Origin of the sequence: Fodinibius salipaludis (assembly GCF_002287075.1) — a bacterium.
GTDB classification, from domain to species: Bacteria; Bacteroidota; Rhodothermia; order Balneolales; family Balneolaceae; genus Fodinibius; species Fodinibius salipaludis.
Window position 1 is genome coordinate 57,711 of sequence record NZ_NSKE01000005.1, and the last position, 23,853, is coordinate 81,563.

The following is a 23,853-nucleotide window of genomic DNA, read 5'->3' on the forward strand; positions in this document are numbered from 1 at the left end:
AAATGCTGATCAATTGGGCAGATGAATAGAACTCTATTCACCTGCTCTGGTTTCCCTACGCCGGTGTTAACCGGTTCAGGTTCTCAGGGTATGATCTCAGCCTGCTGTTGCAAGCACCCCCAACCTTGGGTGATTTTAATTCAGTCCAAAGATAAGGGCCTTGCCTCGTATCTTCAAACTAAGTTTGAAAAATAAAATAGTTGTGATAGACATCTACCTCCTTCACTTGCAAACTAAGCATCTATGCTTGATCGAGCGGTTTATTCCTATTAAGCAATCAATGGAATTAATATCATAAACAATCTCCAGTTACTTTGGGCTCTCTAATTTTGTAGCTCGAAGGTGATTTTCTGAGCCATCTGAACCGGTACGGCATTTCCACGCTGTCGCCCAGGCTCAAATTCTGCTTTCTTAATAACTGAAATCGCAGCCTTATCACAACCGCCCCCAATACCACGCAATACTTTAATATCTTTGGATTGACCATCTTTATCCACTATAAACTGCACAATAACGCGACCTTCAATACCGGCTTTGCGAGCCATTCCAGGATAGTTGATATTATCGTAGAGCCACTCCTGACCACCTTTCATTTTTGGCATCTGTTCCACTGCAACAAAGAATTCTTCTTCCTCTTCGCCTTCAGGCTCTTCGGGTTCTGGAAGTGGATCATCCATATTGATATCCGCGTCAATATTTATATCCTGATCTTCGATAATTTCATCGTTCGGAACTTCTACCGGAACCTGGGGACGAGGCGGTGGGGGCGGCTTTTCTTCTTGTTTCGTTTGCGTCACCTCTTCCATTTCGATCACCTCTTGCTCTTGAGTTAAATCCACCTCTTTTTCTTCAGAAATAAGTTGAACTTTACTGGCACCAATAAAGATCCCCAACACAACAATCAGCGATAACTGTAAGATCAAACTGTAGTAATTCCGTAAGTCATACGACGGCTTTTTGTAATCCATATAACTATTATATTTTAATACTAAATATATAGTATTATATAGATAAGATGGGCATATTTCAACTAATAAAAAGCTGAATCCAATCAATTATAGATTCGGACGAGCCAGAAGAAATGCAATAATAATAAAGGGAGGCTGATTCGATGAGGTTCAGCCTCCCTGCTTTTATAACAATCAAGCATTACACCTTAATCCATCATAGCCATACGATGGGGTGAGATTACTGCCCTACCATAAATACCGCATTACCAAATAGGAGCTTCCCATTATACCAAAAAGCACGAAACAGGGGGTTATCAACCATATAAACCACCGAACCTTGTCCCATATTCTGCACGCCAAATGTTAACGTATTTTCGAGCTCTTCTTCCGCTTTATATCCCACAAACCCACTCATATGGGCATCTTCTTTGGCAACACCAACATTCCATCCATTATCCAGATAGCTATAGGCATCAGCGTCAAGTTTCAGGGAGAAGTAACTATCCTCATAACCAAAAGCCAGCGGGTGGCTCGTATCCATTGATATCTCATAAACAGATCCCGAATTACTGCCGGAGATATATTCGCGCTGCTGATCTCCATAACGGTCCAGTTTATCATCAGAAGCTTTGGCAGTAGAGTCCGCTTTGTCTTCTTTCCACTTGAGCCCAAAACCATCTTTATCAACAAGCATATTGTTAGCATCTTTTACGGCAATAAGCTTACCCCCTGATGCTATCCATTCCCGAACTTCCTGGAATCGCTCATCATCAAGTACATCTCCGTCAAACGCGGATGGCAAAATAAGCACATCATAGTTATCCAGGTCCACCTCATCAAAATAGCCGGTATCCAGCAGTGTGATGGGATAATTGATCTGCCGATCAAAATAGTGCCAAACCTCACCAACCCTGTTTAAGCTTGTCCCCTCACCGGCCAGCAAAGCTACGCGCGGTTTCTTGAGATAACGAACCGAAGAAGATCCAAAATCTGGTCCTGACTGCACAAAACCAGTTTCGGCTCCATAAATCTGCTGGTTATTTTTGGAGGCAAGTTTTTGAACTAAGTTGTCAAACCGTTCCCCCATTTTTTTATTATCAGCACGTGTGATGATCAATGTACCCCGACCATACATACGATCATCAATCTTAAACTCCTCACTGGCAAAACGAACTTTTATATCATTTTTTAGCAGATCAGTCAACAATTGAACATCCGCCAAGCCTTCCCAACGAGCCAAATAGGCATACGGCTTATCATCAAACGCATTATCTATATCTTCTTTTGAAAAACTCGTCTCATTTACCTCCAATTGTTGCTTCAGGGCATATCCCTCAATTCCGTAGGCGTAATGCTGCTCCCAGGCCGTAATATCGTAGGTCACCGAATCAGTCAACTCAGGACGAGGTTCAAATAAAATACGAGCCATTACTCCCTTTGGTTGATGCACGCTCACCAAATAATCATCCTCAGTAACCCGGATACGTTCTGTTCCACCCGTTCGATAGTTATATCCTCCCATTGTTCGCTCTCGAGTTGCTTTTCCATAATCAATCTGGTGTTCGTCCAACAGGTCAAAAAGCGCCTGCAGTTTATCGGGATTATTATCAGCCTTAATCACGAATGTTTTGTATTCCCCCTGAGGATTACTCCGGGCCGTCCGGTAGTAGTCCGAAAACTCGCTTACCAATCTATCTGCATTCTGGGAACTAATCTCTATTGTAGAAAGTCCGGTCGTGAAATGATGGGTCAATCGATCATCAAGTGTTAACGTGTCTCCTTCTGCCTGGATGACTCCCAAACCCGCCATACTGTGGCCGGCCTGCTCGTAGGTCATTCCAATGGCTCCGTTAAAAGTGGGATAGGTATCCCCGTAGCTGGGATAGAAAAGATCAAACACTTCGCGTGTAAAGTAGAGCCAGCTATTTTCATCAAAATACTTTGCATTATTTTTGCCTATAGCGTATTGAAAATCGGACTGCCAATCAGTTATAGCATTGTGGAAGGGCTTAGCAGCGGGTGCAAAATAGTAGGGTGAATCGTACCCTTGCTCATGAAAGTCAACGTGAACATGCGGCATCCATTCCTGATACTCCTCTACGCGCTGACGACTCTCCTTTTGCGTTAGCCAAGCCCAATCACGATTCAGATCAAAATAATAATGATTCGTTCGTCCATTGGGCCACGGCTCATGATGTTCGCGAGCTTCTACCTGGGCATTAAACTCTTCGCCCACCGTCTGTTGAAACCAATTCACATAACGTTCCCGCCCGTCAGGATTCAGCATCGGATCCATAATCACAACGGTATTCTGCAACCACGATTTGGTCTCTGCATTCTCGGGGTGAACCAGTTCATAAATCGTCTTCATAGCCGCCTCACTGCTGGAGGTTTCATTACCATGCACATTATAGCTGAGCCAGACGATTGCCGTTGTATCTGCCGAAGGCTCACCATCCAATAATCCCGTACGTTTCAAGTTATTCGTACGGATCTCTTCGAGCTGATTCATATTTTCGGTATTCGAAACAAAAGCCAGCATTAACTGCCGTCCTTCATATGATTCTCCATATTCTTTGGCTTCCACCATGGATGATGTTTCAGCAACATGCCAAAAGTAATCCATCACCTTATGATGGGGCGTCCACTGGCTACCTAATTCATATCCCAGGAATTCGGATGGCGACTGGATATCACCTTGCGCTTGTACCGTAACGCTTAACGTTGCAAAAAGAAAAAAACATGCAAATGTGCGGGACAATAATTTCATCATAGGTTTAATAGATTAATAACAAGAAATGAGTAAAAGAAACTCTCTTACTCATTATCTGTGATAAAAATTGATTAAAGAATTCAGTTTGTTTGTTCGGTAGAATCATTCAGTGCCCGATCAATTTGTTTCACCACCGTATCTACAATGGCATTGGGAACAGGAATCGACAAATTATAGTGAGCAATCTTCCAGGACTCCTCCTGCCTAACGAGTACTCCTGATCCACGCACCGGACCTAAATTGGGGGTATCCAACGATTCATCAAACCATGCTGTTTGCTCGTTATCCGAAAGATAAACGTGACGTTCAACAGGCGTAAAATCCCAGGCCTGATCGTCGTCAAAATGCGGTTTTGCCCACGGTTTAAATTCAGCAACAGTCCACCGTTCGGTGGCATCCGTCCCCATAAAAATGGCACTGTCACCTGTAAAGTGCATGAAATAGCGCTCAAAATTAGCTTCAGATGCAGCCAAATGCCAGTCATCCAAAATGGTGTTAATAGCTTTTTTCTGTACTTGCCGAGATTGATCATTCCCCGACGAGCAACCGGCTACCAGCATAAAAAGAACAGGAATGATTACAATATAAATGAGCGTTTTATTTGTCATAGTAAAGAGTAAATTTGTTTTGTGGAATGTATAAAAAATTAAAGGCCAAAAGGAATAATTAATCCAGTAAAATACTGCTAAAGAAGAATGCTATTTATTACCTTTATCCATCAAAAATTAGGAATAAAACTACCTGCTTTTTATGTCTGTAACAAATGATGAAATTGCCGAACGCCTGCGTGAAATTTATCAACTAATGCAGCTTGCCGGTGAAAATAGATTCCGTGCCATTGCTTTTGACCGCGCTGCACAAACCATCGAATCGCTAAACGAAGATATTGATGACTACATCGAAAATGATTCGCTGACTGACATTAAGGGTATTGGTAACTCAATTGCCGAAGATATAAAGTCGTACGCACAAACAGGAACCATCGAAGTACTCGATAGCCTGCGCGACCGTATCCCCGAGGGCATTATAAAATGGCTGGATATTTCGGGATTGGGTCCCAAAAGTATCGCTAAAATTCACGATCAGCTGGGTATTTCTGAACTCGACGAACTCAAAGAAGCCTGTCAAGACGGCCGGGTAGCATCCCTCGACGGACTGGGAGAGAAATCGGCCCAGAAAATTTTAAAGTCTATTGAGTGGATGGAACAGTTCGACGAACGTTGTCGCCTGGATGAGGCCACCGAGATTGCAGAACCTATGTATGATTTTCTCAAAGATCGAGAAGGCGTTGAGTCCATTGAAATTGCGGGCTCGCTCCGTCGATCAAAAGAAACTATTGGCGATGTAGATATTCTCATTGGGGCCGATGAAAAACATATTACGAATCTATTTGATGCTTTTGTAAATCACGATTTGGTCGTTGAAGTGCTGGGTCGCGGTGAAACAAAGAGCTCCATCAGAACCGAAAACGGGCGTCAGGCTGATCTACGTATCGTTAAATCCAAGCAGTTTCCCGCTGCTCTGATGTACTTTACTGGCAGCAAAGAGCATAACGTTGTGCTACGTCAACGTGCCCGGGAACGAGGTCTCTCACTCAATGAATACGGGCTCTTCAAGCTTGACGACGATGGTAACACCGATTTTGATCAACCTATAGGCTATAGCTCTGAAACAGACATTTACGAACACCTGGATCTTCATTTTGTACCCCCGGAACTGCGCGAAGATCGCGGAGAGATCGAATTCTATGAATCGCACAAATCCATGGATTTGGTGACCAATGACGATATTCGCGGCGTTCTTCATGCGCACAGTACCTACAGCGACGGCAAATTTTCGATTAGAGAGATGGCCGAAGCCTGTATAGATCGTGGCTATGAATATTTAGGGTTAACTGACCACTCTCAAACGGCCGCTTATGCGGGCGGACTATCAGTTGATGAGATAAAAAAGCAGTGGAAAGAAATCGATGAGCTCAATAAAGAGCTCGCCGATAACGGTATCGACTTCAAAATATTTAAGGGTATCGAATCGGATATTTTAAACGACGGAAGCCTGGATTATGAGGATGATATCCTTGAAGGTTTTGATTTTGTAATCGCCAGCGTACATAACGGATTGGGGATGTCGCGCGAAAAGATGATGACCCGTTTCCGTAATGCCATCGAAAATCCCTATACCGATATTGTGGGACACCCTACCGGGCGACTTTTACTACAACGCGACAGCAGCGACCTGGATATGAATAAACTTGTCGAACTGGCCGCAGAATATGACACTGCCATTGAAATCAACGCTAATCCCCGCCGCCTCGATTTGGATTGGCGACACGGTAATAAAGCCAAAGAGATTGGATTGATGTCCGCTATTAATCCCGATGCCCACAGTAAAAAAGGCATCGATTACATTCCCTATGGCGTGCGTATTGCCCGTAAAGCCAAGTTTGAGAAAGAGCGTATCCTAAACACTAAAAGTGCTGATGAACTTATGGAGTGGTTTCAAAGCCACCGGTAACCATTACAACTTTTTCTCCGTCGAGCCACGTTTAACTAATATAGGATCAGAAACCTGTTGTACAACAGGAGTATCGGCCGCCCCAATTAATTTGGTCATCTGCTTTATAGCTTTAACTCCGATGGTGTACATTTTTTGATCTATTGTTGTAAGGTCGAGATATTTGCTCAACTTTATATTATCGTATCCCATAACAGCCACATCTTCGGGCACATTGATACCTAACCGAGAAAGGGCGTACATCGCTCCAATAGCCAAGGTATCATTCAGACAAAAAATAGCCTCCGGGAATGCCCCCTGCTTATCAAATTTGTGGATGGCTTCGAAACCCGATTCTTCCGAAAATCCGGCATGCTTGCTAATTGAACCCCGCACAAAATGTTCATCTTTTATCTCAATGCCCTGCTTATCCAGATAATCTTGAAATCCTCCTGTACGCTCTTTGGTCATTGCTGATTCTTCAGCTGCCGAAATAATCCCGATAGACTCATATCCCTGACTTACCAGATGCTCAGCTGCCAGATGACCACCTTGATAATCATCAACCTGAAAATAACTGTACTCTGGATGAGTCGCATTTACCAGCACCGTTTGTACTTCGGTAGCCTGCAACTGTTTGTGGATACGTTCAGGAAGATCAATTGAGATAATGACTAATGCATCAGCTATTCCTCGTCCGAAAAACTCTTTCAGACCTTTCTCGGGATCATCCGACCCGGTGTTATAAATCATCATATCCAGATCGGTACGACCAATCTCATCCTTGATTCCTTTAAGCACCTCATTAAAATAGGGAGTCGTGAATGATGGTACCACAACACCCAGGAGTTCTGTTTTGCTACTGGCCAGTTTTCGAGCCGTTAGCCGCGGGGCATAATTCATTTCGCGCATTGCTTTTAAAATACGTTTCTTTGTTTTATCAGAGACGCGCGGCGAATCATTAAGAACCCGAGAAACAGTAGCCGTACTCACACCAACTTTTTTGGCAATTTCATAAATGGTAGGTTTCTTAGCCATAGCACAAACAATAATATTACTTTAAAAAGTTATCCGTTCCCTTCTTTATTCAAAAACAAGTCTTACAACACAAATTGGATAGTACATATTATTGATGAACTATTTAAACTGCAAAATAAAACAGGTATCTTTCGAGTTAATTATATACACATCACCACGTAGGATTAAAATTATGAAACGATTATCGATTTATACATTTACGGTGCTGTTGGGGATATTCTGGATGTTAGGTGATATAACCGATATTAAAGCCCAACAATCCAAAAAGATTATTTTGGCAGGCTATAAGCATAACCCTCCTGTCTCTACTACTGGGTCGGGTTTAGCCACTGTCACGTTACATGGTGATACATTAACAGTGAAAGGAAAGTTTGAAGATTTAAATGCTAATTATTCGGGTGCTTATCTGATGGTAACCATTCGAGGACAGAGCGGCAATCAGTTACACCGTTTAAAAGCAAAGTTAAATGAGGACAAAACGGGAGGCAAGTTCATTGGAAAAGATAACCGATTTGTACTTTCACCGTCACAAAAAACATTGTTAAAAAAAGGAGATATTTATATCAATATCAGCTCATTTGAAAACAAAAAGGGAGAATTACGCGGAAATATTGGTCCCATAGGGGGATGATTATATTTGACCACCCTATTTCTATGACATGGAATGATCTTTTTTAGGAAACGGGTTATACACTTCACATTCAAAACACAAATATTAAACGCTGACAATATTATTTTATGAAAATTGTTATTTCACCGGCAAAATCACTGGACTATGAAAGCGAACTGCCAACTGATAAAGCCACACAACCTCGTTTTTTAGATGAGGCAGAAACCCTTAATAATGAACTGGCTCAAAAATCTAAAGATGAGCTAAAAGATCTCATGGACATCAGCCAGAACCTGGCAGATCTGAATTATGAGCGTTACCAAAAGTTCTCTACTCCTTTCAATAAAGATAACGCCCGCCCATGTATCTATGCCTTCAATGGGTCGGCGTACAAAGAATTAGATGCTTATTCCATTGATAAAAACCATATTGATACGCTCCAGGATAGCCTGCGTATTCTTTCCGGGATGTACGGTATCCTTCGTCCGCTGGATCTGATGCAGCCCTATCGCCTGGAAATGGGCACCAAAATGCAAGTTAATGGACACGACAGGCTATATGATTTTTGGGCCGATAGCCTTACCGAAGCCTTAAATAAAGAGCTTAAAGATGATGAGCTGTTCGTCAACCTTGCCAGCAAAGAGTATTTCAAAGCACTGCAGCCCGATAAGTTAAAGGTGGATGTCATCAAGCCAAAGTTCAAAGACTTTAAAAACGGGAATTTAAAAACGATCGGCTTTTACGCTAAGAAAAACCGCGGAACCATGGCTCGTTATCTCATCGAAAATAAGGTTGATAGCTACGAAGGTTTGCTGGGCTTCAATGGAAATGATTACAGCTACAGCGAAGAGCATACTGAAGATAAAAAAGAACCGGTTTTTATACGGTAATAAATTTTATAACCAAGTAAGGACACGCTCCAGCGTGTCCTTACAATATAATCAGGCTTACTAAACTTTCGATAAATTATCCCTTAGGCAAAGTCACATAAAAAGTTGTCCCCTCTCCTTCGGTACTCTCCAAGTCAATAGTTCCGTTTTGTTCTTCAACAAACTCCTTACACAACTGTAATCCCAAACCACTGCCCGTCTCATCATTAGTGCCTGGACGAGAATTTCCCTGCAACAAAAAGATATCAGATTGTTGCTTCTTCGGAATGCCAATACCGGTATCCTTAACCTTGAAGGTTATCATGTTACTTTGCTCCTCCGCCATTACTGTAACGGCATCACCCTCTTTCGAAAATTTTATCGCGTTATTAACCAAATTTCGGATAACCAACTGTAACAAATTGGAATCTGCTTTAACCTTCAGGTTTGGTTCTATCTCATTGGAAAGTGATATTGATTTATGTTCAGCCTGAAGGGAACAGTTTTCCAATACATCTTCCACAAGTTCATGAGCATTAAGTATTTCCAGCTCTATCTCCAGACCGGACATTTGACTATGTGCCCAACTCAACAAATTGTCCATCATGGTAATATTCTCCATGATCGACATTTCCAGCTCCAAGGCAATTTCCCTGACCTCATCAACTTCAAGATCCTCATCCTTTAACAGATATAAAACGCCTTTCATAGAAGCCATCGGAGATCGCAAATCATGGGCAATAATGGCCATCATTTTATCTTTAACCTTATTGAGTTCTTCCAGCTCTCTGTTTACCCGTTTCCGCTCTCTATTGGATCGATATAGGACAAAAATTAAAATCAAAATTATCGCAATCACTAATGTTGACATCCCAATAAGCCAACTCTGAGCAGTAATACGGGCCTGTTGCTGCGCCTGTTTTTCCTGTAACAGCTGATTTATTTTTTGCTGTTGTCGCAAGCCTAATTCTGTCTCGGCCAGAGCCAGCTGCTCATCTTTCTGAACTTCAGTTAAACGGTCTGATACCTGTTTGGCTAACTCATGGTACTTGAGAGCCTGTTCAAAATTGCCTTCTTCCTTATATACTTCATATAGTTTTTCTGCGGCCGATATTCTAAATGGTGGAGAATCTACCTTCTCAGCAATCTCAAAGGCATCATTATAAAAATTAGTCGAGGCTGAGTACTCCCCGCGAGCAGCCGCAACATCCCCAAGTCCCACAAAATTATGAAAGAGCCCAGCGGGCACGCTTGCTTTTTGGGAATACTCTAATGATTCTTGAAAATGTTCCTCTGCCTCATCAAGCTCTGATTTTTTTAAATGAAACATCCCCATGTTATGCAAAAGTTGGATAGGAGGATTATCGGGACGAATTTTATCATGGATTTCCCATGCTTCTCTATACAAATTACGCGCTTCATCATAATTCCCAAGATCACGCTGCGTGCTGGCCAAATTATGTTTTGCCATCAATAATGTGTTGTGAAATCCCTGCTTTTCACTAACCGTAACTGATTCTTCAAGGTATGTTAAGGCATCCTCGAAATTTTTATCCTCAAAATAAAGATTCCCCAAGTTATTTAAGGCCGTAGCCAAAAAGCTGCTGTCCCCGACAGTCTCAGCAAACCTGATACCTTTATGGTACAATGAAATAGCTTCACTCCGATTACCCAGGTTCTGATAAATAGTAGCCTTATTGGAATTGATTGCAGCATATATTTTTGGGTTTTCCAACGAATCAATCAGTGACAATCCCCGATTATACGTATTCATCGCTTCGGGATACTTCGATTGGTAACGATAAGCCGTAGCCAGTAGATTTAAGACCTGGCTTTGCACTTTTTTATCTATTGAAGATCGTTCGGCAGCCTGCTCAAGTACCACTCGAGCCGAATCGTAACTTCCTGCTTCCAGATAGTACTCTCCAAAAAATTTTTCAACAACTTGTAATAAATCAGAATCAGATATTGAATCAGCCACTCGCTGAGCTTCACTCAAAATATCGCGCTGTCTGCGAGTTTCTCCCTCTCTCTTTGCCTCTTCAGCTATTTCCAAATACGAATAAACTAAGGCACTGTCAGTTTTAGCATTTTCTATTTTAATTTCTTCTTGCTGATTATCCTGTGCAAAAGCCTCGAAACCCGGCCAGCATAATACCAACAGTAAAAGAATTATTGAAAAGCTAAAACAGGGTGATCGCTTGGCCATTCAATTATTTTTTTATTTCAACCTATTCTATTTAGTGAGAGAATTCTTTTTGAGAAAAGACCATTCAACCCCAAGTTAATTGTAAGACCAAACAACAAACCATAATAAATATTAGGTTCCTGCCTTGGCAGTCTTGCCCAACGGTATTTTATCTACCGCATCCAATGCGGGAGTAGGATCCCCCATAATATAAAAATGGATGCCCGGCGCGCCGCCCTCCAACAACTCGGTGCACTGTTGAGCCGCCCATTCAACACCAATTTCTCTTGCATTACCGGGATTCGCTTGTACCTCGTTCGATAAGGCTTCCGGAATATTCAGATGAAAAAACTTCGGAAGGAAATTCAAATGTCGCTCACGTGTAAGAACCTTTAAGCCCGGTACAATCGGGCACTCTATGCCGGCAGCTCTGCACTTTTCCACAAAACGAAAATAGGCATCGTTATTAAAAAACATCTGCGTTACGATATAATCACCACCCGCATCAACTTTTTCTTTCAGCCTTGCTACATCAAAATCCAGATTGGGTGCTTCAAAATGCTTTTCCGGATACCCTGCGACCCCCACACAAAAGTTCGTCTCATGAGCATTTACGATATCCTCCAGGTATTCCCCCTGATTCATACCCTTTACCTGTTTCACCAGGTCAATCGCATATTTATTATAGGTCCCATTTTTAATACGGGGAGTAGAATCATCAGGTGCATCTCCCCGAATAGCCAGCACATTATCAATTCCCAGAAAATTAAGTTCAATCAAGGCATCTTCGGTCTCCTCCTTCGTAAATCCTTCGCAAATTAAATGAGGAACCGGATCTACATCATATTTATGTTTAATCGCCGCACAAAGACCAATCGTCCCCGGACGTTTTCGTTTGATATGCCGCTTTATTGTTCCATCCGGTAGTTCTTCGTAATATGATTCTGCCGCGTGATAGGTCACATCAATAAAAGGCGGATTGTACTTCATCACCTTGTCCAGCGACTCAAAAACCTTATTCACCGAGCCCCCTCTCTTCGGTGGAATGATTTCAAATGATATTAACGGTTCTGTTGCTCTTTCGTAGTGTTCAATTACTTTCATTTACTATACTTTTCTTTGTACCTTTGGGATCCAAAAACTTTTCTGCGGGTTACGCGATTTTCGCAGAGAAAATCTAACAGTGTCTAAGGTAATCACTTCGTAGCTTAGTTGAAAAGTTTTTGTGCAACCACAAGTACCTAATAATCAATTACCTGGACGTTTTTACATGAAATTTGAGCAAATAACTGATCTGCTAAAAGATCGCATACTGATTCTGGACGGTGCTATGGGCACCATGATTCAGGATCACAACCTCACCGAAGACGACTATCGTGGCGAACGCTTTTCCGATTTCGACAAAGCTGATGACCTCAAGGGTAATAACGATCTGCTGAGTATTACCCAGCCCGATATTATCAAAGATATTCACCGCCAATTCCTTTCAGCGGGATCCGATATCATTGAAACGAACACATTCAACAGCACTTCTATTTCGCAGGCCGATTATGAGATGCAAAACTTGGCCTACGAACTTAATGTAGCCGCTGCCCAAAATGCGCGCGAAGTAGCTAATGAATTTACGGATAAAAATCCCGATAAGCCCCGCTTCGTGGCGGGCGCCATTGGTCCTACTAATAAAACGCTATCGCTGTCACCGGATGTAGAAGACCCCGGCTACCGCGCCATTACATTCGATCAATTAAAAGAAGCATATTCGGAACAGATTCGCGGATTGGTCGACGGCGGTGCTGATATCCTGCTCGTTGAAACCATTTTTGATACGCTTAACGCCAAGGCTGCCATTTACGCCATACACAAGTATATAGAAGAAACCGGCAACGAGATCCCTGTAATGATTTCAGGGACCATCGTAGACCAAAGCGGGCGAACCTTGTCCGGGCAAACGACCGAAGCATTCTGGATTTCGGTATCACACACTAAGAACTTGCTTAGTGTAGGCTTAAACTGTTCGCTCGGATCCAAGCAGATGCGTCCCTATATCGAAGAACTTGCTAACATTGCGGACTGCCACACGAGTCTCTATCCGAATGCGGGACTGCCCGATGAGATGGGTGATTACAACGAGACACCCGAGTTTATGGCCGACCAGCTGCGGGACTATGCAGAATCAAATTTTGTAAACCTCGTAGGCGGATGTTGCGGCACCACTCCCGAACATATCGAAGCAATCGCTGAAGCAGCCAAAGAATGCGAGCCGCGAGAGATCCCCGAGCAAAAACCGTATTTGCGATTAAGCGGACTGGAGCCGCTGGTTGTTCGTCCCGAAACCAATTTTGTAAATATCGGTGAGCGCACCAACGTGATGGGATCGCGAAAATTCAAGCGACTCATCAAAAATGAAAAATATGAGGAAGCGCTCTCGGTAGCACGTCAACAGGTAGAAAATGGGGCGCAGATCATTGATATCAACATGGATGAGGGCATGCTCGAATCCGAAGAAGTGATGGTCGATTTTCTGCAGCTTATAGCCGCCGAGCCGGATATTTCGCGCGTCCCCATAATGATCGATTCCTCGAAATGGTCGGTACTTAAAGCGGGCCTTAAAGCCGCCCAGGGAAAATGTGTTGTAAACTCTATTTCGCTCAAAGAAGGGGAAGAAGAATTCAAGGAACATGCCCGCGAAATTCTCAACTTTGGTGGTGCTGTGGTTGTCATGGGCTTCGACGAAAAAGGACAGGCCGACAACTACGAGCGACGTATTGAAATAGCTGAACGAGCCTATAACATCCTTACGAAAGAAGTTGGCTTTGCGCCCCAAGATATCATTTTGGATCCCAATATTCTGACGGTAGCGACTGGTATCGAAGAACATAATAACTACGGCGTAGATTTTATCAAAGCTACTGAATGGATTAAAGAGAACCTTCCGCTGGCAAAAGTGAGTGGCGGACTCAGCAATATTTCGTTCTCTTTCCGCGGTAATAATAAAGTCCGTGAGGCGATGCATTCGGTCTTCCTGTATCATGCTATCAAAGCGGGACTCGATATGGCTATTGTCAATGCCGGTCAGCTCGAAATCTATGAGGAGATTCCCGATAAACTGCGTGAACTCGTTGAGGATGTCATCCTAAACCGCCGTGATGACGCCACCGAACGACTGGTGGATTATGCCGAGGAGATAAAGGATGATAAGACTGAAACAAAAGAAAAAACGCAGGAATGGCGTACTAAATCCGTCGAAAAACGCATTGAACACGCACTGGTCAAAGGCATTGTTGATCATATTGTGGATGATGTGGAGGAAGCCCGGCAAAAATTCGATCAACCTATCGAAGTAATTGAGGGTCCGATGATGTCCGGAATGGATGTGGTCGGTGATCTTTTTGGATCGGGCAAGATGTTTCTTCCACAGGTGGTGAAAAGTGCCCGAGTGATGAAAAAAGGGGTAGCCCATCTCATCCCCTATATTGAAAAAGAAAAAGAGAAGAATCAAAACAGTGAGCCCAAAGCCAAGGTACTCCTGGCAACCGTTAAAGGTGATGTCCACGATATCGGGAAAAATATCGTTTCGGTCGTACTGCGCTGTAACAACTTTGACGTGATCGATCTCGGAGTTATGGTTCCGGCTGATAAAATCCTCGAAGAAGCCCAAAAGAACAACGTTGATATTATCGGGCTAAGCGGACTCATTACACCTTCGCTGGATGAGATGGTGCACGTGGCCAAAGAGCTGGAGCGCGAAGACTTCAAACAGCCATTAATGATTGGAGGGGCTACGACCTCACGCACACATACAGCAGTCAAGATTGAGCCAAATTACGATCAGCCCGTGATACATGTGCTCGACGCCTCGCGAAGTGTATCCGTCACGGGAAACCTGGTATCTAAAACGCTGCATGATGAGTTCGTTAAGAAAATAAAAAATGATTACGTGAAGTTGCGTGAACGGCACGAGGGACGTTCCAGCCGCAAGACCTACTTGCCGATTGAAGAAGCACGTAATAATGCTACCGAAATTGACTGGAGCCCGACTGATATTGTCAAACCGAACGAATTGGGAACCAAAGTTTTCGACAACTATCCGCTGGAAGAAATCCGAAATTACATTGACTGGGGACCGTTTTTTATTGCCTGGCAGATGAAGGGCAAGTTTCCGGATATCCTGGAAGACGAAAAATATGGCGAAGAGGCACGGAAATTATATGATGATGCCAACGAGCTGTTGGACAAAATTATCGATCAGAAATTGCTTAAAGCCCGTGCAGTTTTAGGACTGTATCCTGCCAACTCGGTGGGGGATGATGTAGAACTGTATACCGATGATAATCGCGAAGAAGTACTCACTACTTTTCACATGCTGCGTCAACAGGCCCAAAAACGACGAGGCCAACCCAATAAGGCACTATCAGATTTTGTAGCTCCCAAAGCATCAGGCATTAAAGATTATATGGGCGGCTTTGCCGTGACGGCCGGAATTGGTGCCCCAGAGCTGGTCAAAAAGTTCGAGGATGATCACGATGATTACAACGCTATTCTTACCAAAGCACTGGCCGACCGGCTGGCAGAGGCTTTCACCGAACTGTTGCACGAGAAAGTGCGCAAGAAAATCTGGGGATATGCTCCGAATGAAACGTACAGCAATAAATCACTGATCCGCGAGCAGTACGATGGTATTCGTCCCGCACCGGGTTACCCCGCACAGCCCGACCATACCGAAAAGCGCATTCTTTTTGATCTGCTTGATGTGGAGGATAAAGCAGGAATTACACTGACGGAATCTTTTGCCATGCATCCGGCCGCTTCAGTTAGCGGATTGTATTTTGCACATCCCGAATCTGATTATTTTAATGTGGGCAATCTTGAGAAAGATCAGATCGAGGACTATGCCAAACGTAAAAGCATGAACGTCGAAGAAGTTGAACGCTGGTTGGGACCGAACCTGAATTATGATCCAGAGTAACAGAAATTGATAAAGAATTACTAAACTTTGGAAGCTTGATAAAGCTTTATAAAGAATAATATAAGTTTTATTCTATTTCCAACTGGCGGATATTATCCCTGCCTACCATATTCATCACTTCTTTCATATTATTAACATTCACCTTGTTGGATTGCACATAATCAACAGGTAAAATGGCTACTCGAAAAACCTGATCCTGTGTGTATTCATCTCCAACGGTACTCAGATCGGTATCACCGGTTAAAAACAGCTTCACATCCGCAAGCGTATGATCAAATGCATACTGCAATTCACCATCGTCAAAAAATACCGAGGCGGGCAATGGCTGCCATACATCATTGCCGGTATTTTGATCTACTTCCCAAATCAGGTACACCATAACAATGTCAGTGGATAAAACCTCAATATCAGGAAATTCAGAAAATACCGTATAATTATTCGATTCATTGAAGCTGGCTTCTACCTCATAGGCCTGCCCCACGGGTCCCGGTGGGCCCTGCGGTCCGGCCGGGCCTTGTTCGCCTTGGCATGAAACTATAATTATAACTGCCAACATCAGACTGAATTTCTTCATAGTACTTCTCCTTATTAGGTGAAAATGGAAACTATATCTTCTGAAGCTTAACGCTCAGTTGTAATGTAATATTTGCTGAGAAATACACATTCACATGGACATGTGATTTTTTTGATCTGCTGGATGTGGAGAATACAACGGGCATTACCCTGCCCGAATCGTTTGCGATGCATCCGGCAGCTTCGGTAAGTGGGCCCTATTTTGCCCATCCTGAATCGGACTATTTTAATGTGGGTAACTTTGAAAAAGATCAAATCGAGGATTATGCCAAACGTAAAGATATGAGCGTTAGCGAAGTTGAGCGGTGGTTGGGTCCCAATCTGAATTACGAACCGGAATAACATCAAGCCTGAAAGATCACAGAGGTCTTTCAGGTTTGAGGAGGCTAACTTCACGCTATATTACAATCATTCACTATCAATGTTATTTATTGCGCTTCTTATCAGTCCATATCCTAACAAGCCACTTATCAATGAGCCCGATATAATACCAACCTTTGCATACTCTAAAAATACTGGCGACTCAAAAGAAAGTCCGCCTATGAAAAGCGACATAGTGAATCCTACGCCACTTAAACACGCAAGACCGTACACAATTTTCCATGTCCCTTTTTGCTCAGGAAATGTACTGAGCCCAACAACCTTCATTAAGAAAGCTGCCGAAAATATTCCTATCTGTTTCCCAACAAAAAGTCCAAGTAAAATACCCCATGTCAATGTTGACGAAAAAGCTTCTACAATTAATTGGCTATCGAAAGCCACCCCTGCATTAGCAAAAGCAAAAACAGGAATAATTCCATAAGCTACCCATGGATGCAAATGATGTTCAAGTCTGTGCAAAGGAGATTCCGACTCTGAAACTACATCATCCATATAATTCAATGCCGTCTCACGAGCTTCTCCCTGATCATTTTTCAAAGCATGCTTGAAAAGGCTTACTGCACCTTCGGCTTTTTCAAGCAAACTATTAAGACTTGTGTTGCGAGTTGCAGGAATTATAAGTCCAAGAACAACTCCAGCAATCGTGGCATGTACTCCTGATTTTAGTACCGCCACCCACATTATAATACCCACTATCATATAAAATCCAATCCTCCTTACATTCATCAGATTAAAAATAAGAAGCACGATAAAACACCCTGCCGCAACTGCCAAAGCTGTCATTTGGATACTTGCTGTATAAAAAAGTGCAATAGCCATTACCGCAATTAAATCATCAACTACTGCGACCGCTGTTAGAAACACCTTTGCCCAGATGGGTACTTTAGACCCCAGTAGCGTAAGGATTCCAATGGCAAATGCAATATCAGTTGCAATTGCTATGGCCCAACCCTGCGAGAATTCGGTTCCTGCATTTAACGCGATAAAGATGGCTCCGGGAACTAAGGCGCCGCCCAATGCTGCCACGATAGGAGTAAGTGCAAGTTTGAAATTAGACAGCTCACCATATTTTAGTTCTCTTTTTATTTCTAAACCAATTAGCAAAAAGAAAACAGCCATTAGCCCATCATTAATCCAAAGCAGCAATGGCTTTTCAATGTTGAGTGATGGAGTACCCACCGTGAGTGTTGATTGAAAGAAATTAAAATAGCTTTCACTCATAGGGCTGTTGGCAATGAGCAAGGCCAGAACTGTAGTAATGAGTAACAAAATCCCAGATGAAGATTCTGTTTTAAAAAACTCTTGAATAGGCGTCAGTGGATTAAATGTTATTTTATTCTTCATTTCTGTTCAGATTTATAGGCATGTTATTTATTACCGCTTCTTTTGTTACCATTACCAAGATTTTCTTCACAAATAAATAAGGTTATATGGTAGAAAATGCTGCAAAAAATCGTGGTTTCATACAACTAAAAGAAGTATTTATGCTTTTAATTTCCTTATAGCATCGGGACTTCCAATAATCGTAAGCTCATCTTCGGCTTCCAGCACAGTATCACCGTGAGGAATAATTAAATCATCGTCTCTGTAGATGATAGCTACCAGGCAATCGCCCGGCAAATTAATTTCTCCGATCTTCTTTCCTTTTTGACGATTTAGGAATTCATTTTCAGAAACATGTAGATGGATAAAATGCTCATCACTTATAAGCACTTCTCTAAGCTGCTTTTCTGATTTTGCCTCGCGCCACCGCTGCAGGAAACTGGGTTGGTTTACAATCTCAGCCAAGTGCCCAACAAGGCGCATATCAAGGCCATAAGCTTCTACAGGGGTAATGAGAAACATTAATGCATGCTTCTCTTCATCAATATCGCTCGATAATTTATCAACCGAGCTATTTATTCTAAACCCAACCATCTCAGCGGTAGTAATAGCTTCATATCCTATCTGGCATATAACAACTCCCTTTCCAATATTATGAGTCTTGGTTTTGTATTGTTTCTGCAACTCATGTTTAATCTCATCCGTTCCTTTCTTTGTACGACCCGAAAATATCTCTGCAGTAATATCTGTGCATTCATCAAGCAACTTGTTGCTTTCACTGATATCTCTGATGACACTCCGAGCTACAACTTGTTCATAAGCTAATTTATCTTCACCGTTTTTTTCATTCAGAATCGACATTAGCTCATATTCGAGTGCTTCGTATCTTTTACGACCAAGCCGCTCATGCACATGAAAAATAGCCCCTTGTCGCTCTATCTTTTCTCCGGCATAATAGAAGTACCAAACGATGCAGAGCACAATCATTATCCCCGTTAGAGATACAGGCATCAGCCCCATTTCTGCAATGAGCCACACAGGGATTAACATACCAGCTATCTGCACCCATGGATACAGCGGAGATCGAAATCCGGGGGAATATGCCTCAATCTTGCTTTCGCGCATTACCACAACTGCAAGGCTCATTAAGCCAAAAAGAATCAATTGAAATGCACTTGCCAGCTTTGCTACCGCTTCTACATCAAAAACTAATAGAACAACCGCCATCAAAATTATCGTTACTGTAATTGCAAACGAGGGCGTCCCAGTTTTTCCTAATTTTGAAAATCTGGGACTAATTAACTCATCCCTCGACATTGCAAATGGGTATCTGGAAGCCGACATAATTCCGGCATTTCCGGTTGATGCGAAAGCAGCAACAGCTGCAACAACAACTGCTGTGACGCCCCATGAACCTGGCAACCACGACAAAAACTTTTTACCCGCATCAGCAACGGGAGTAAGACTCGCATAAAATTCTTCAGGATTAAGAACGTTTAACATGATATAAACCCCCAGTACGTAAATGATAGCAGCGGTAAAAAGCGACAATATCATGCTCAACGGAATATTTCTATCTGGATTTTTAACCTCCTCAGCAACACTTGTTACCTTTGTAAGGCCGGCGTATGAAACAATTACAAGTCCAATGGTATAGGTAAAACCATGGAGCCCATTCCGGAAAAAGTCCGAATATTCACTATAGGTGCTCTTGGCTTCTGATCCCCAAACAACCGATAAACCCTGAATAATAAATACGGTCATGATTCCCAGAAGCGTGGCTACGAGGATACGCTGCAATAACGTTGTCTCTTTGGCTCCATATATATTAAGTACCCCAAATATTACTGTGAGAATAAGAGCTAACTGAGTAATTGGTACATTCACATAAAGCGACAGATAGGCCCCCATACCAATTAATGCGAAGGCGCTCTTAAAAATCAGAGCAAACCAGGAACCAAGTCCTCCCACAGTACCTATCATTGGTCCTAAGCTGCGATCTAAAAAATAATAGGTCCCTCCTGCCTTAGGCATAGCAGTTGACAATTCTGCCACGCTCAACATCGAAGGTATCATTAACAAACCAGACGCAAGATAGGCTAAATAAACAGATGCCCCGGTTTCAGCAGCTGCAATTCCCGGCAGCAGAAAGAAACCCGAACTAAACATGGCCCCCGTACTAATTGCATAGACATCAAATAGGCCTAACTCCTTATTAAGTTTTCTTTTTTTCATCTTATTCTGAGCTTATTTCATTTATTACGACTTTTACTCCCTATTCTTCGAATTAGTTCTGTAATACTACACTTGTATTTTGTCTCTTTAATGGTGCGATTTCCCATCCCTATAACATGATACAGGCACAAAACCATGCATTAAAAGGTATGCTTAACCAAGAATTAAAAATCAGTATTACCACTAACCAATTTGATGTTACTAGCTTCTACCACACTTGCTTAAGAATTCTTTACAAGTACTTTACTTGTAAAGAATTGACATGGCAAATAGTCGCAAAGCCAGTACGGATTAATTCAGTGGTGATATGCGTTCAAGAAAATAATTTGGATGATAACTTCTTGTAGTGTTGGCAACTATAAGAGTTATGCACTGATGACATTTCGCAATCCAAACCGAAAAAAGAGAGGATATAAAACAAACTGTATTAAGCAAGGTTTTGGTATACATAGCCAGGGGCTGTTAATATTTCAATTGCAGTTTAGCTAATCAGGGGCAAACCTTACTTATGAAATCAACCAATCAAGTTGGTTGGCGTCCATAAACAGACACCCCTTATTTTTATCAGATCTAAATAACGTATAAATTATAAGTCTTGCAACTTTTTTGAGCACAAAATGAAAAAAATCGTTCGTCCATTTTTTATATTCGTTTTACGAAATGGGAAAGGTTTCCAACTAAAATTACGATTACACTACCAACCACTGTATATAACGGCCATGCAATAACCAGCGGTTCTCCCGGCAGCAGGTTATGAATAGGACCTTCAACCATAAACACCAGCGAGACCAATCCCACAAAAAACCAATCATTGCATCGGTCTTGTCGGGTTCTGTGAAAAAGCATTAGCTGTAAAACACAGCAATGCGATAGATAATAGTATATATCTCATTAATTTATTTGTCTCTAGAATTGAAATTCTCGATTGATTAATAGTTGTGCCTTTTTATTCCATTTAACCTCCTCTTGATTTCCTTTAAATTGAAAAATAAACGATAATTTTAAGTGCACAAGAATCACAAAAGAAGTGAATGTTGCAAAATCCCAATATTTGTAATAGAGGTTAGTTTAACCACCAAACCATCATTTTTTACAAATAAAAAAAGCCCACAAGCTTTCACCTGTGGGCTTAAAGTCTGCTAAAGCAAAATTTATATCTCGGGATTCTCCGGGGTATTTGGATTGTTCTGACGCTCTGATGTAGGATATGGATAGTATACCCTGTTACGTTCTGCACTCAGAGCCGGATCGCTGGATGGAACTGGACGTCCCAGGCGACGTGCATCTTCAAAACGCATACCGGTTAGGTACATTTCTGCGCTACGCTGTCGATAAATTTCCTCAAACAACTCGGTGTCACTTGTTCCACCACTATAAGCAGGCAAATTAGCACCTACACCAAAAGCATCTTGTGACGGCTGCTTTGTGCGAATATTGTCAATCTCATTGACAGCATCACCCGGTCGATCTAGGTTTACGTATGCTTCAGCACGAATCAGGTTCATTTCTCCGGGCAAATAGACCGGGATCGGATCGCTGGCACTGGTATAGAATCCTTCTACTTTATCAATCGGAAGCCCATTCGGTGTGCTCTGTGAATTATCCGGACTAAGATAGAAATCTAACCGTGCATCCCCAGCTTCTGTTACAAAAAGACGGTCTTTATAACCAAATGTCTGCTGACCAAATATTCCATAAATAACCGTCTCACTTCTAAATTCTCCTGGCTGTTCAAAGTTGGCACCACCAGAAACAACTCGAGAACCTATGCTAAACTGTTGTGCTTCCAAACCGATTGTTTCAACATTTTCATACTGTAGGGTACCGCCAAATAAGGTACTGGAATTTAACCATGGTTTGATATCTGTCTGGTAGCTTATTCTCAGATCATTGTTCAATTGGAAAAACGCCCGCTCTGATCGACGACCAAAGCCAGTTGACAAGCCCGGGGCGGAAGTACCGGGCGGAATAAAAGCAGTTCCTACTTGAGAGTAAGTATCTAAACCTAACGTATGGTCTATAGACAATCCTTCGTGAGGTGTTAATGATAACTTAGCGCTACCAATGACACGGTTAACTTCATTTTGGAAGTCGTAGGTATCAATTACCTCCAGGGGATTGGCCAAATTTGTATTATTGGGATATTCTCCTGTCTGAGGATCTGGTTCGGGATTAACCGTATTAGGACCAAAAATAAACCCAGTTAGGGCACCATAGGAAGCATTCAAACCTCCATTGGGAATCTGCTGGTTATTACTATGGGAATAGCTCAGACTTGTTGAAAGGTTCGCCCAATTCGTCAATACCTGGTCTAGATTCAAACGTGCTGTAGAACGCTGATAATTGGAGCCATCGACGATACCTTCATTATTTTTATGAGAACCTGAAATATAATAACGAGTGTCATTAGCTCCACCAGAAATAGACAGAAATTGGTTGGTTCCAACGGCAGTCCTAAAGATATAATCCTGAAAATCATATCGCTTACCAGACATTACGTTGCCGCTATTGTCCAGATAATCTCCATTTTCATTTTGTGCCATGTTAACATCCAGGGTCTTACGAACCTTGTCAACATTAACGGTTGACTTAATAGTTATCGAAGGCGTCCCCGATTTACCTTGTTTTGTAAAAATCTGAACAACTCCATTGTTAGCTCGCGATCCATAAAGAGCAGCAGCAGCAGCTCCTTTAACAACCTCAATGCGGTCTATATCTTCGGGATTTAAATCTGCAAGACGATTTGTAGAAGTACCTCCTACATCAACTAATTCAGGAGAATCGTTATTTACGATCACTCCATCCACAATGTAGAGCGGGCTTGCACTACCAAGAAGAGTACCTGTTCCACGCAGTCGAACACTAATTCCACCTGCGGGATCACCAGAGTTTTGCTGCACAAGTGCACCAGCAATTTTGCCTGATAGTCCTGCATCAATTTCGGTAACTCCCGTAGAGGCCAACTCATCAGCACTCACTGTAGAAATAGAGTTACCCAACTGACGTTTCTCTGTCAAAACCGAGGCACCAGTTACAACTACTTCATCCGCTCCAATAACATCCTGTTGAAGTGCAATGGTACCCAAGGCAATTTCCTGTTCATCTCCGAACTCAACCTCACGCTCAACCGTCCGGTATCCTATAAAAGTAATGCGCAAATTATAGGTTCCAGGCTCAACTCTTGCTGTAAGTTCAAAAGTACCATCTGCATCAGCTGATGTACCGATGGTGGTATTTTCAATACTTACATTCGCTCCCGTTAATGGGTCCTCTGTTCGTTGGTCTATCAGCGTACCAGTAACCGTGTACTCTACGTCTTGCGCTTGCAAAGAAAACGGCAAAAGTAGTAGACAGACAAACGATAGTAGTCGTATCCGATTTGTCATAAATGTTCTCCTATTTAATTGTTATTTCATAGCGACAATCATCGCGAATGCCGCAAATTATAGCTAAT

15 protein-coding genes, 1 pseudogene and 1 riboswitch are annotated in these 23,853 nt (G+C 42.4%); of the genes and pseudogenes, 5 read left to right on the top strand and 11 right to left on the bottom strand.

Annotated elements, in window-relative coordinates:
- Positions 1–35 precede the first annotated feature (35 nt).
- Positions 36–131, bottom strand: a riboswitch (TPP riboswitch).
- Between the two features lie 192 nt (positions 132–323).
- From CK503_RS07810 to CK503_RS07820, 3 genes are all read right to left on the bottom strand, one after another.
- Entirely contained in the window at positions 324–968 is a 645-nt protein-coding gene (locus CK503_RS07810) for an energy transducer TonB (protein ID WP_095606243.1), read from the bottom strand.
- Between the two features lie 220 nt (positions 969–1,188).
- Positions 1,189–3,723, bottom strand: coding sequence for a M14 family metallopeptidase (locus CK503_RS07815; RefSeq protein WP_095606244.1), 2,535 nt, complete (start codon positions 3,721–3,723; stop codon positions 1,189–1,191).
- Between the two features lie 80 nt (positions 3,724–3,803).
- The gene (locus CK503_RS07820) at positions 3,804–4,331 is read right to left on the bottom strand and encodes a nuclear transport factor 2 family protein (protein WP_255233361.1); all 528 of its coding nucleotides are present in this window, start codon (positions 4,329–4,331) and stop codon (positions 3,804–3,806) included.
- A gap of 142 nt (positions 4,332–4,473) precedes the next feature.
- On the opposite strand from CK503_RS07820, the gene polX reads away from it, so the two are divergent.
- Positions 4,474–6,237, top strand: a complete 1,764-nt coding sequence (gene polX, locus CK503_RS07825; RefSeq protein ID WP_095606245.1) for a DNA polymerase/3'-5' exonuclease PolX — start codon at positions 4,474–4,476, stop codon at positions 6,235–6,237.
- Between the two features lie 3 nt (positions 6,238–6,240).
- On the opposite strand, the gene CK503_RS07830 is transcribed toward polX, so the two are convergent.
- On the bottom strand, positions 6,241–7,254 hold the full coding sequence (locus tag CK503_RS07830) for a LacI family DNA-binding transcriptional regulator (RefSeq protein ID WP_095606246.1): 1,014 nt from the start codon (positions 7,252–7,254) through the stop codon (positions 6,241–6,243).
- Between the two features lie 172 nt (positions 7,255–7,426).
- Between CK503_RS07830 and CK503_RS07835 the strand changes: the two genes are divergently transcribed.
- Together CK503_RS07835 and yaaA are read left to right on the top strand one after the other, a co-directional pair.
- On the top strand, positions 7,427–7,885 hold the full coding sequence (locus tag CK503_RS07835) for a CHRD domain-containing protein (RefSeq protein ID WP_176466250.1): 459 nt from the start codon (positions 7,427–7,429) through the stop codon (positions 7,883–7,885).
- Between the two features lie 107 nt (positions 7,886–7,992).
- Positions 7,993–8,754, top strand: coding sequence for a peroxide stress protein YaaA (yaaA, locus tag CK503_RS07840; protein WP_095606248.1), 762 nt, complete (start codon positions 7,993–7,995; stop codon positions 8,752–8,754).
- 76 nt (positions 8,755–8,830) lie between these two features.
- On the opposite strand, the gene CK503_RS07845 is transcribed toward yaaA, so the two are convergent.
- Together CK503_RS07845 and CK503_RS07850 are read right to left on the bottom strand one after the other, a co-directional pair.
- Complete coding sequence (locus CK503_RS07845) at positions 8,831–10,942, bottom strand: tetratricopeptide repeat-containing sensor histidine kinase (protein WP_095606249.1); 2,112 nt, start codon at positions 10,940–10,942, stop codon at positions 8,831–8,833.
- A 111-nt stretch (positions 10,943–11,053) separates the two neighbouring features.
- Complete coding sequence (locus CK503_RS07850) at positions 11,054–12,025, bottom strand: methylenetetrahydrofolate reductase (RefSeq protein WP_095606250.1); 972 nt, start codon at positions 12,023–12,025, stop codon at positions 11,054–11,056.
- Positions 12,026–12,191: 166 nt separating this feature from the next.
- On the opposite strand from CK503_RS07850, the gene metH reads away from it, so the two are divergent.
- Complete coding sequence (gene metH, locus CK503_RS07855) at positions 12,192–15,887, top strand: methionine synthase (protein WP_095606251.1); 3,696 nt, start codon at positions 12,192–12,194, stop codon at positions 15,885–15,887.
- A 67-nt stretch (positions 15,888–15,954) separates the two neighbouring features.
- Here the strand turns inward: metH and CK503_RS07860 are convergent, their stop codons facing one another.
- Entirely contained in the window at positions 15,955–16,461 is a 507-nt protein-coding gene (locus CK503_RS07860; protein WP_095606252.1) for a hypothetical protein, read from the bottom strand.
- A gap of 110 nt (positions 16,462–16,571) precedes the next feature.
- Here CK503_RS07860 and CK503_RS07865 point away from each other — a divergent pair.
- A pseudogene (locus tag CK503_RS07865) lies at positions 16,572–16,802 on the top strand (vitamin B12 dependent-methionine synthase activation domain-containing protein); the annotation flags it as partial.
- A 66-nt stretch (positions 16,803–16,868) separates the two neighbouring features.
- Here the strand turns inward: CK503_RS07865 and nhaA are convergent.
- From nhaA to CK503_RS07885, 4 genes are all read right to left on the bottom strand, one after another.
- Positions 16,869–18,185, bottom strand: a complete 1,317-nt coding sequence (gene nhaA, locus CK503_RS07870) for a Na+/H+ antiporter NhaA (protein ID WP_095606254.1) — start codon at positions 18,183–18,185, stop codon at positions 16,869–16,871.
- 138 nt (positions 18,186–18,323) lie between these two features.
- Positions 18,324–20,399 (bottom strand): amino acid permease, encoded by a 2,076-nt coding sequence (locus tag CK503_RS07875; RefSeq protein ID WP_095606255.1) that lies wholly within the window; start codon positions 20,397–20,399, stop codon positions 18,324–18,326.
- Positions 20,400–21,041: 642 nt separating this feature from the next.
- Entirely contained in the window at positions 21,042–21,245 is a 204-nt protein-coding gene (locus CK503_RS07880) for a hypothetical protein (protein ID WP_095606256.1), read from the bottom strand.
- A 305-nt stretch (positions 21,246–21,550) separates the two neighbouring features.
- The gene (locus CK503_RS07885) at positions 21,551–23,785 is read right to left on the bottom strand and encodes a carboxypeptidase-like regulatory domain-containing protein (RefSeq protein ID WP_095606257.1); all 2,235 of its coding nucleotides are present in this window, start codon (positions 23,783–23,785) and stop codon (positions 21,551–21,553) included.
- Between the last annotated feature and the right edge of the window lie 68 nt (positions 23,786–23,853).

Coding starts and splice junctions, on each gene's coding strand:
- CK503_RS07810 (WP_095606243.1), bottom strand. CDS start 968: ATGGATTACAAAAAGCCGTCGTATGACTTACGGAATTACTACAGTTTG.
- CK503_RS07815 (WP_095606244.1), bottom strand. CDS start 3,723: ATGATGAAATTATTGTCCCGCACATTTGCATGTTTTTTTCTTTTTGCA.
- CK503_RS07820 (WP_255233361.1), bottom strand. CDS start 4,331: ATGACAAATAAAACGCTCATTTATATTGTAATCATTCCTGTTCTTTTT.
- polX (WP_095606245.1), top strand. CDS start 4,474: ATGTCTGTAACAAATGATGAAATTGCCGAACGCCTGCGTGAAATTTAT.
- CK503_RS07830 (WP_095606246.1), bottom strand. CDS start 7,254: ATGGCTAAGAAACCTACCATTTATGAAATTGCCAAAAAAGTTGGTGTG.
- CK503_RS07835 (WP_176466250.1), top strand. CDS start 7,427: ATGAAACGATTATCGATTTATACATTTACGGTGCTGTTGGGGATATTC.
- yaaA (WP_095606248.1), top strand. CDS start 7,993: ATGAAAATTGTTATTTCACCGGCAAAATCACTGGACTATGAAAGCGAA.
- CK503_RS07845 (WP_095606249.1), bottom strand. CDS start 10,942: ATGGCCAAGCGATCACCCTGTTTTAGCTTTTCAATAATTCTTTTACTG.
- CK503_RS07850 (WP_095606250.1), bottom strand. CDS start 12,025: ATGAAAGTAATTGAACACTACGAAAGAGCAACAGAACCGTTAATATCA.
- metH (WP_095606251.1), top strand. CDS start 12,192: ATGAAATTTGAGCAAATAACTGATCTGCTAAAAGATCGCATACTGATT.
- CK503_RS07860 (WP_095606252.1), bottom strand. CDS start 16,461: ATGAAGAAATTCAGTCTGATGTTGGCAGTTATAATTATAGTTTCATGC.
- nhaA (WP_095606254.1), bottom strand. CDS start 18,185: ATGAAGAATAAAATAACATTTAATCCACTGACGCCTATTCAAGAGTTT.
- CK503_RS07875 (WP_095606255.1), bottom strand. CDS start 20,399: ATGAAAAAAAGAAAACTTAATAAGGAGTTAGGCCTATTTGATGTCTAT.
- CK503_RS07880 (WP_095606256.1), bottom strand. CDS start 21,245: ATGCTTTTTCACAGAACCCGACAAGACCGATGCAATGATTGGTTTTTT.
- CK503_RS07885 (WP_095606257.1), bottom strand. CDS start 23,785: ATGACAAATCGGATACGACTACTATCGTTTGTCTGTCTACTACTTTTG.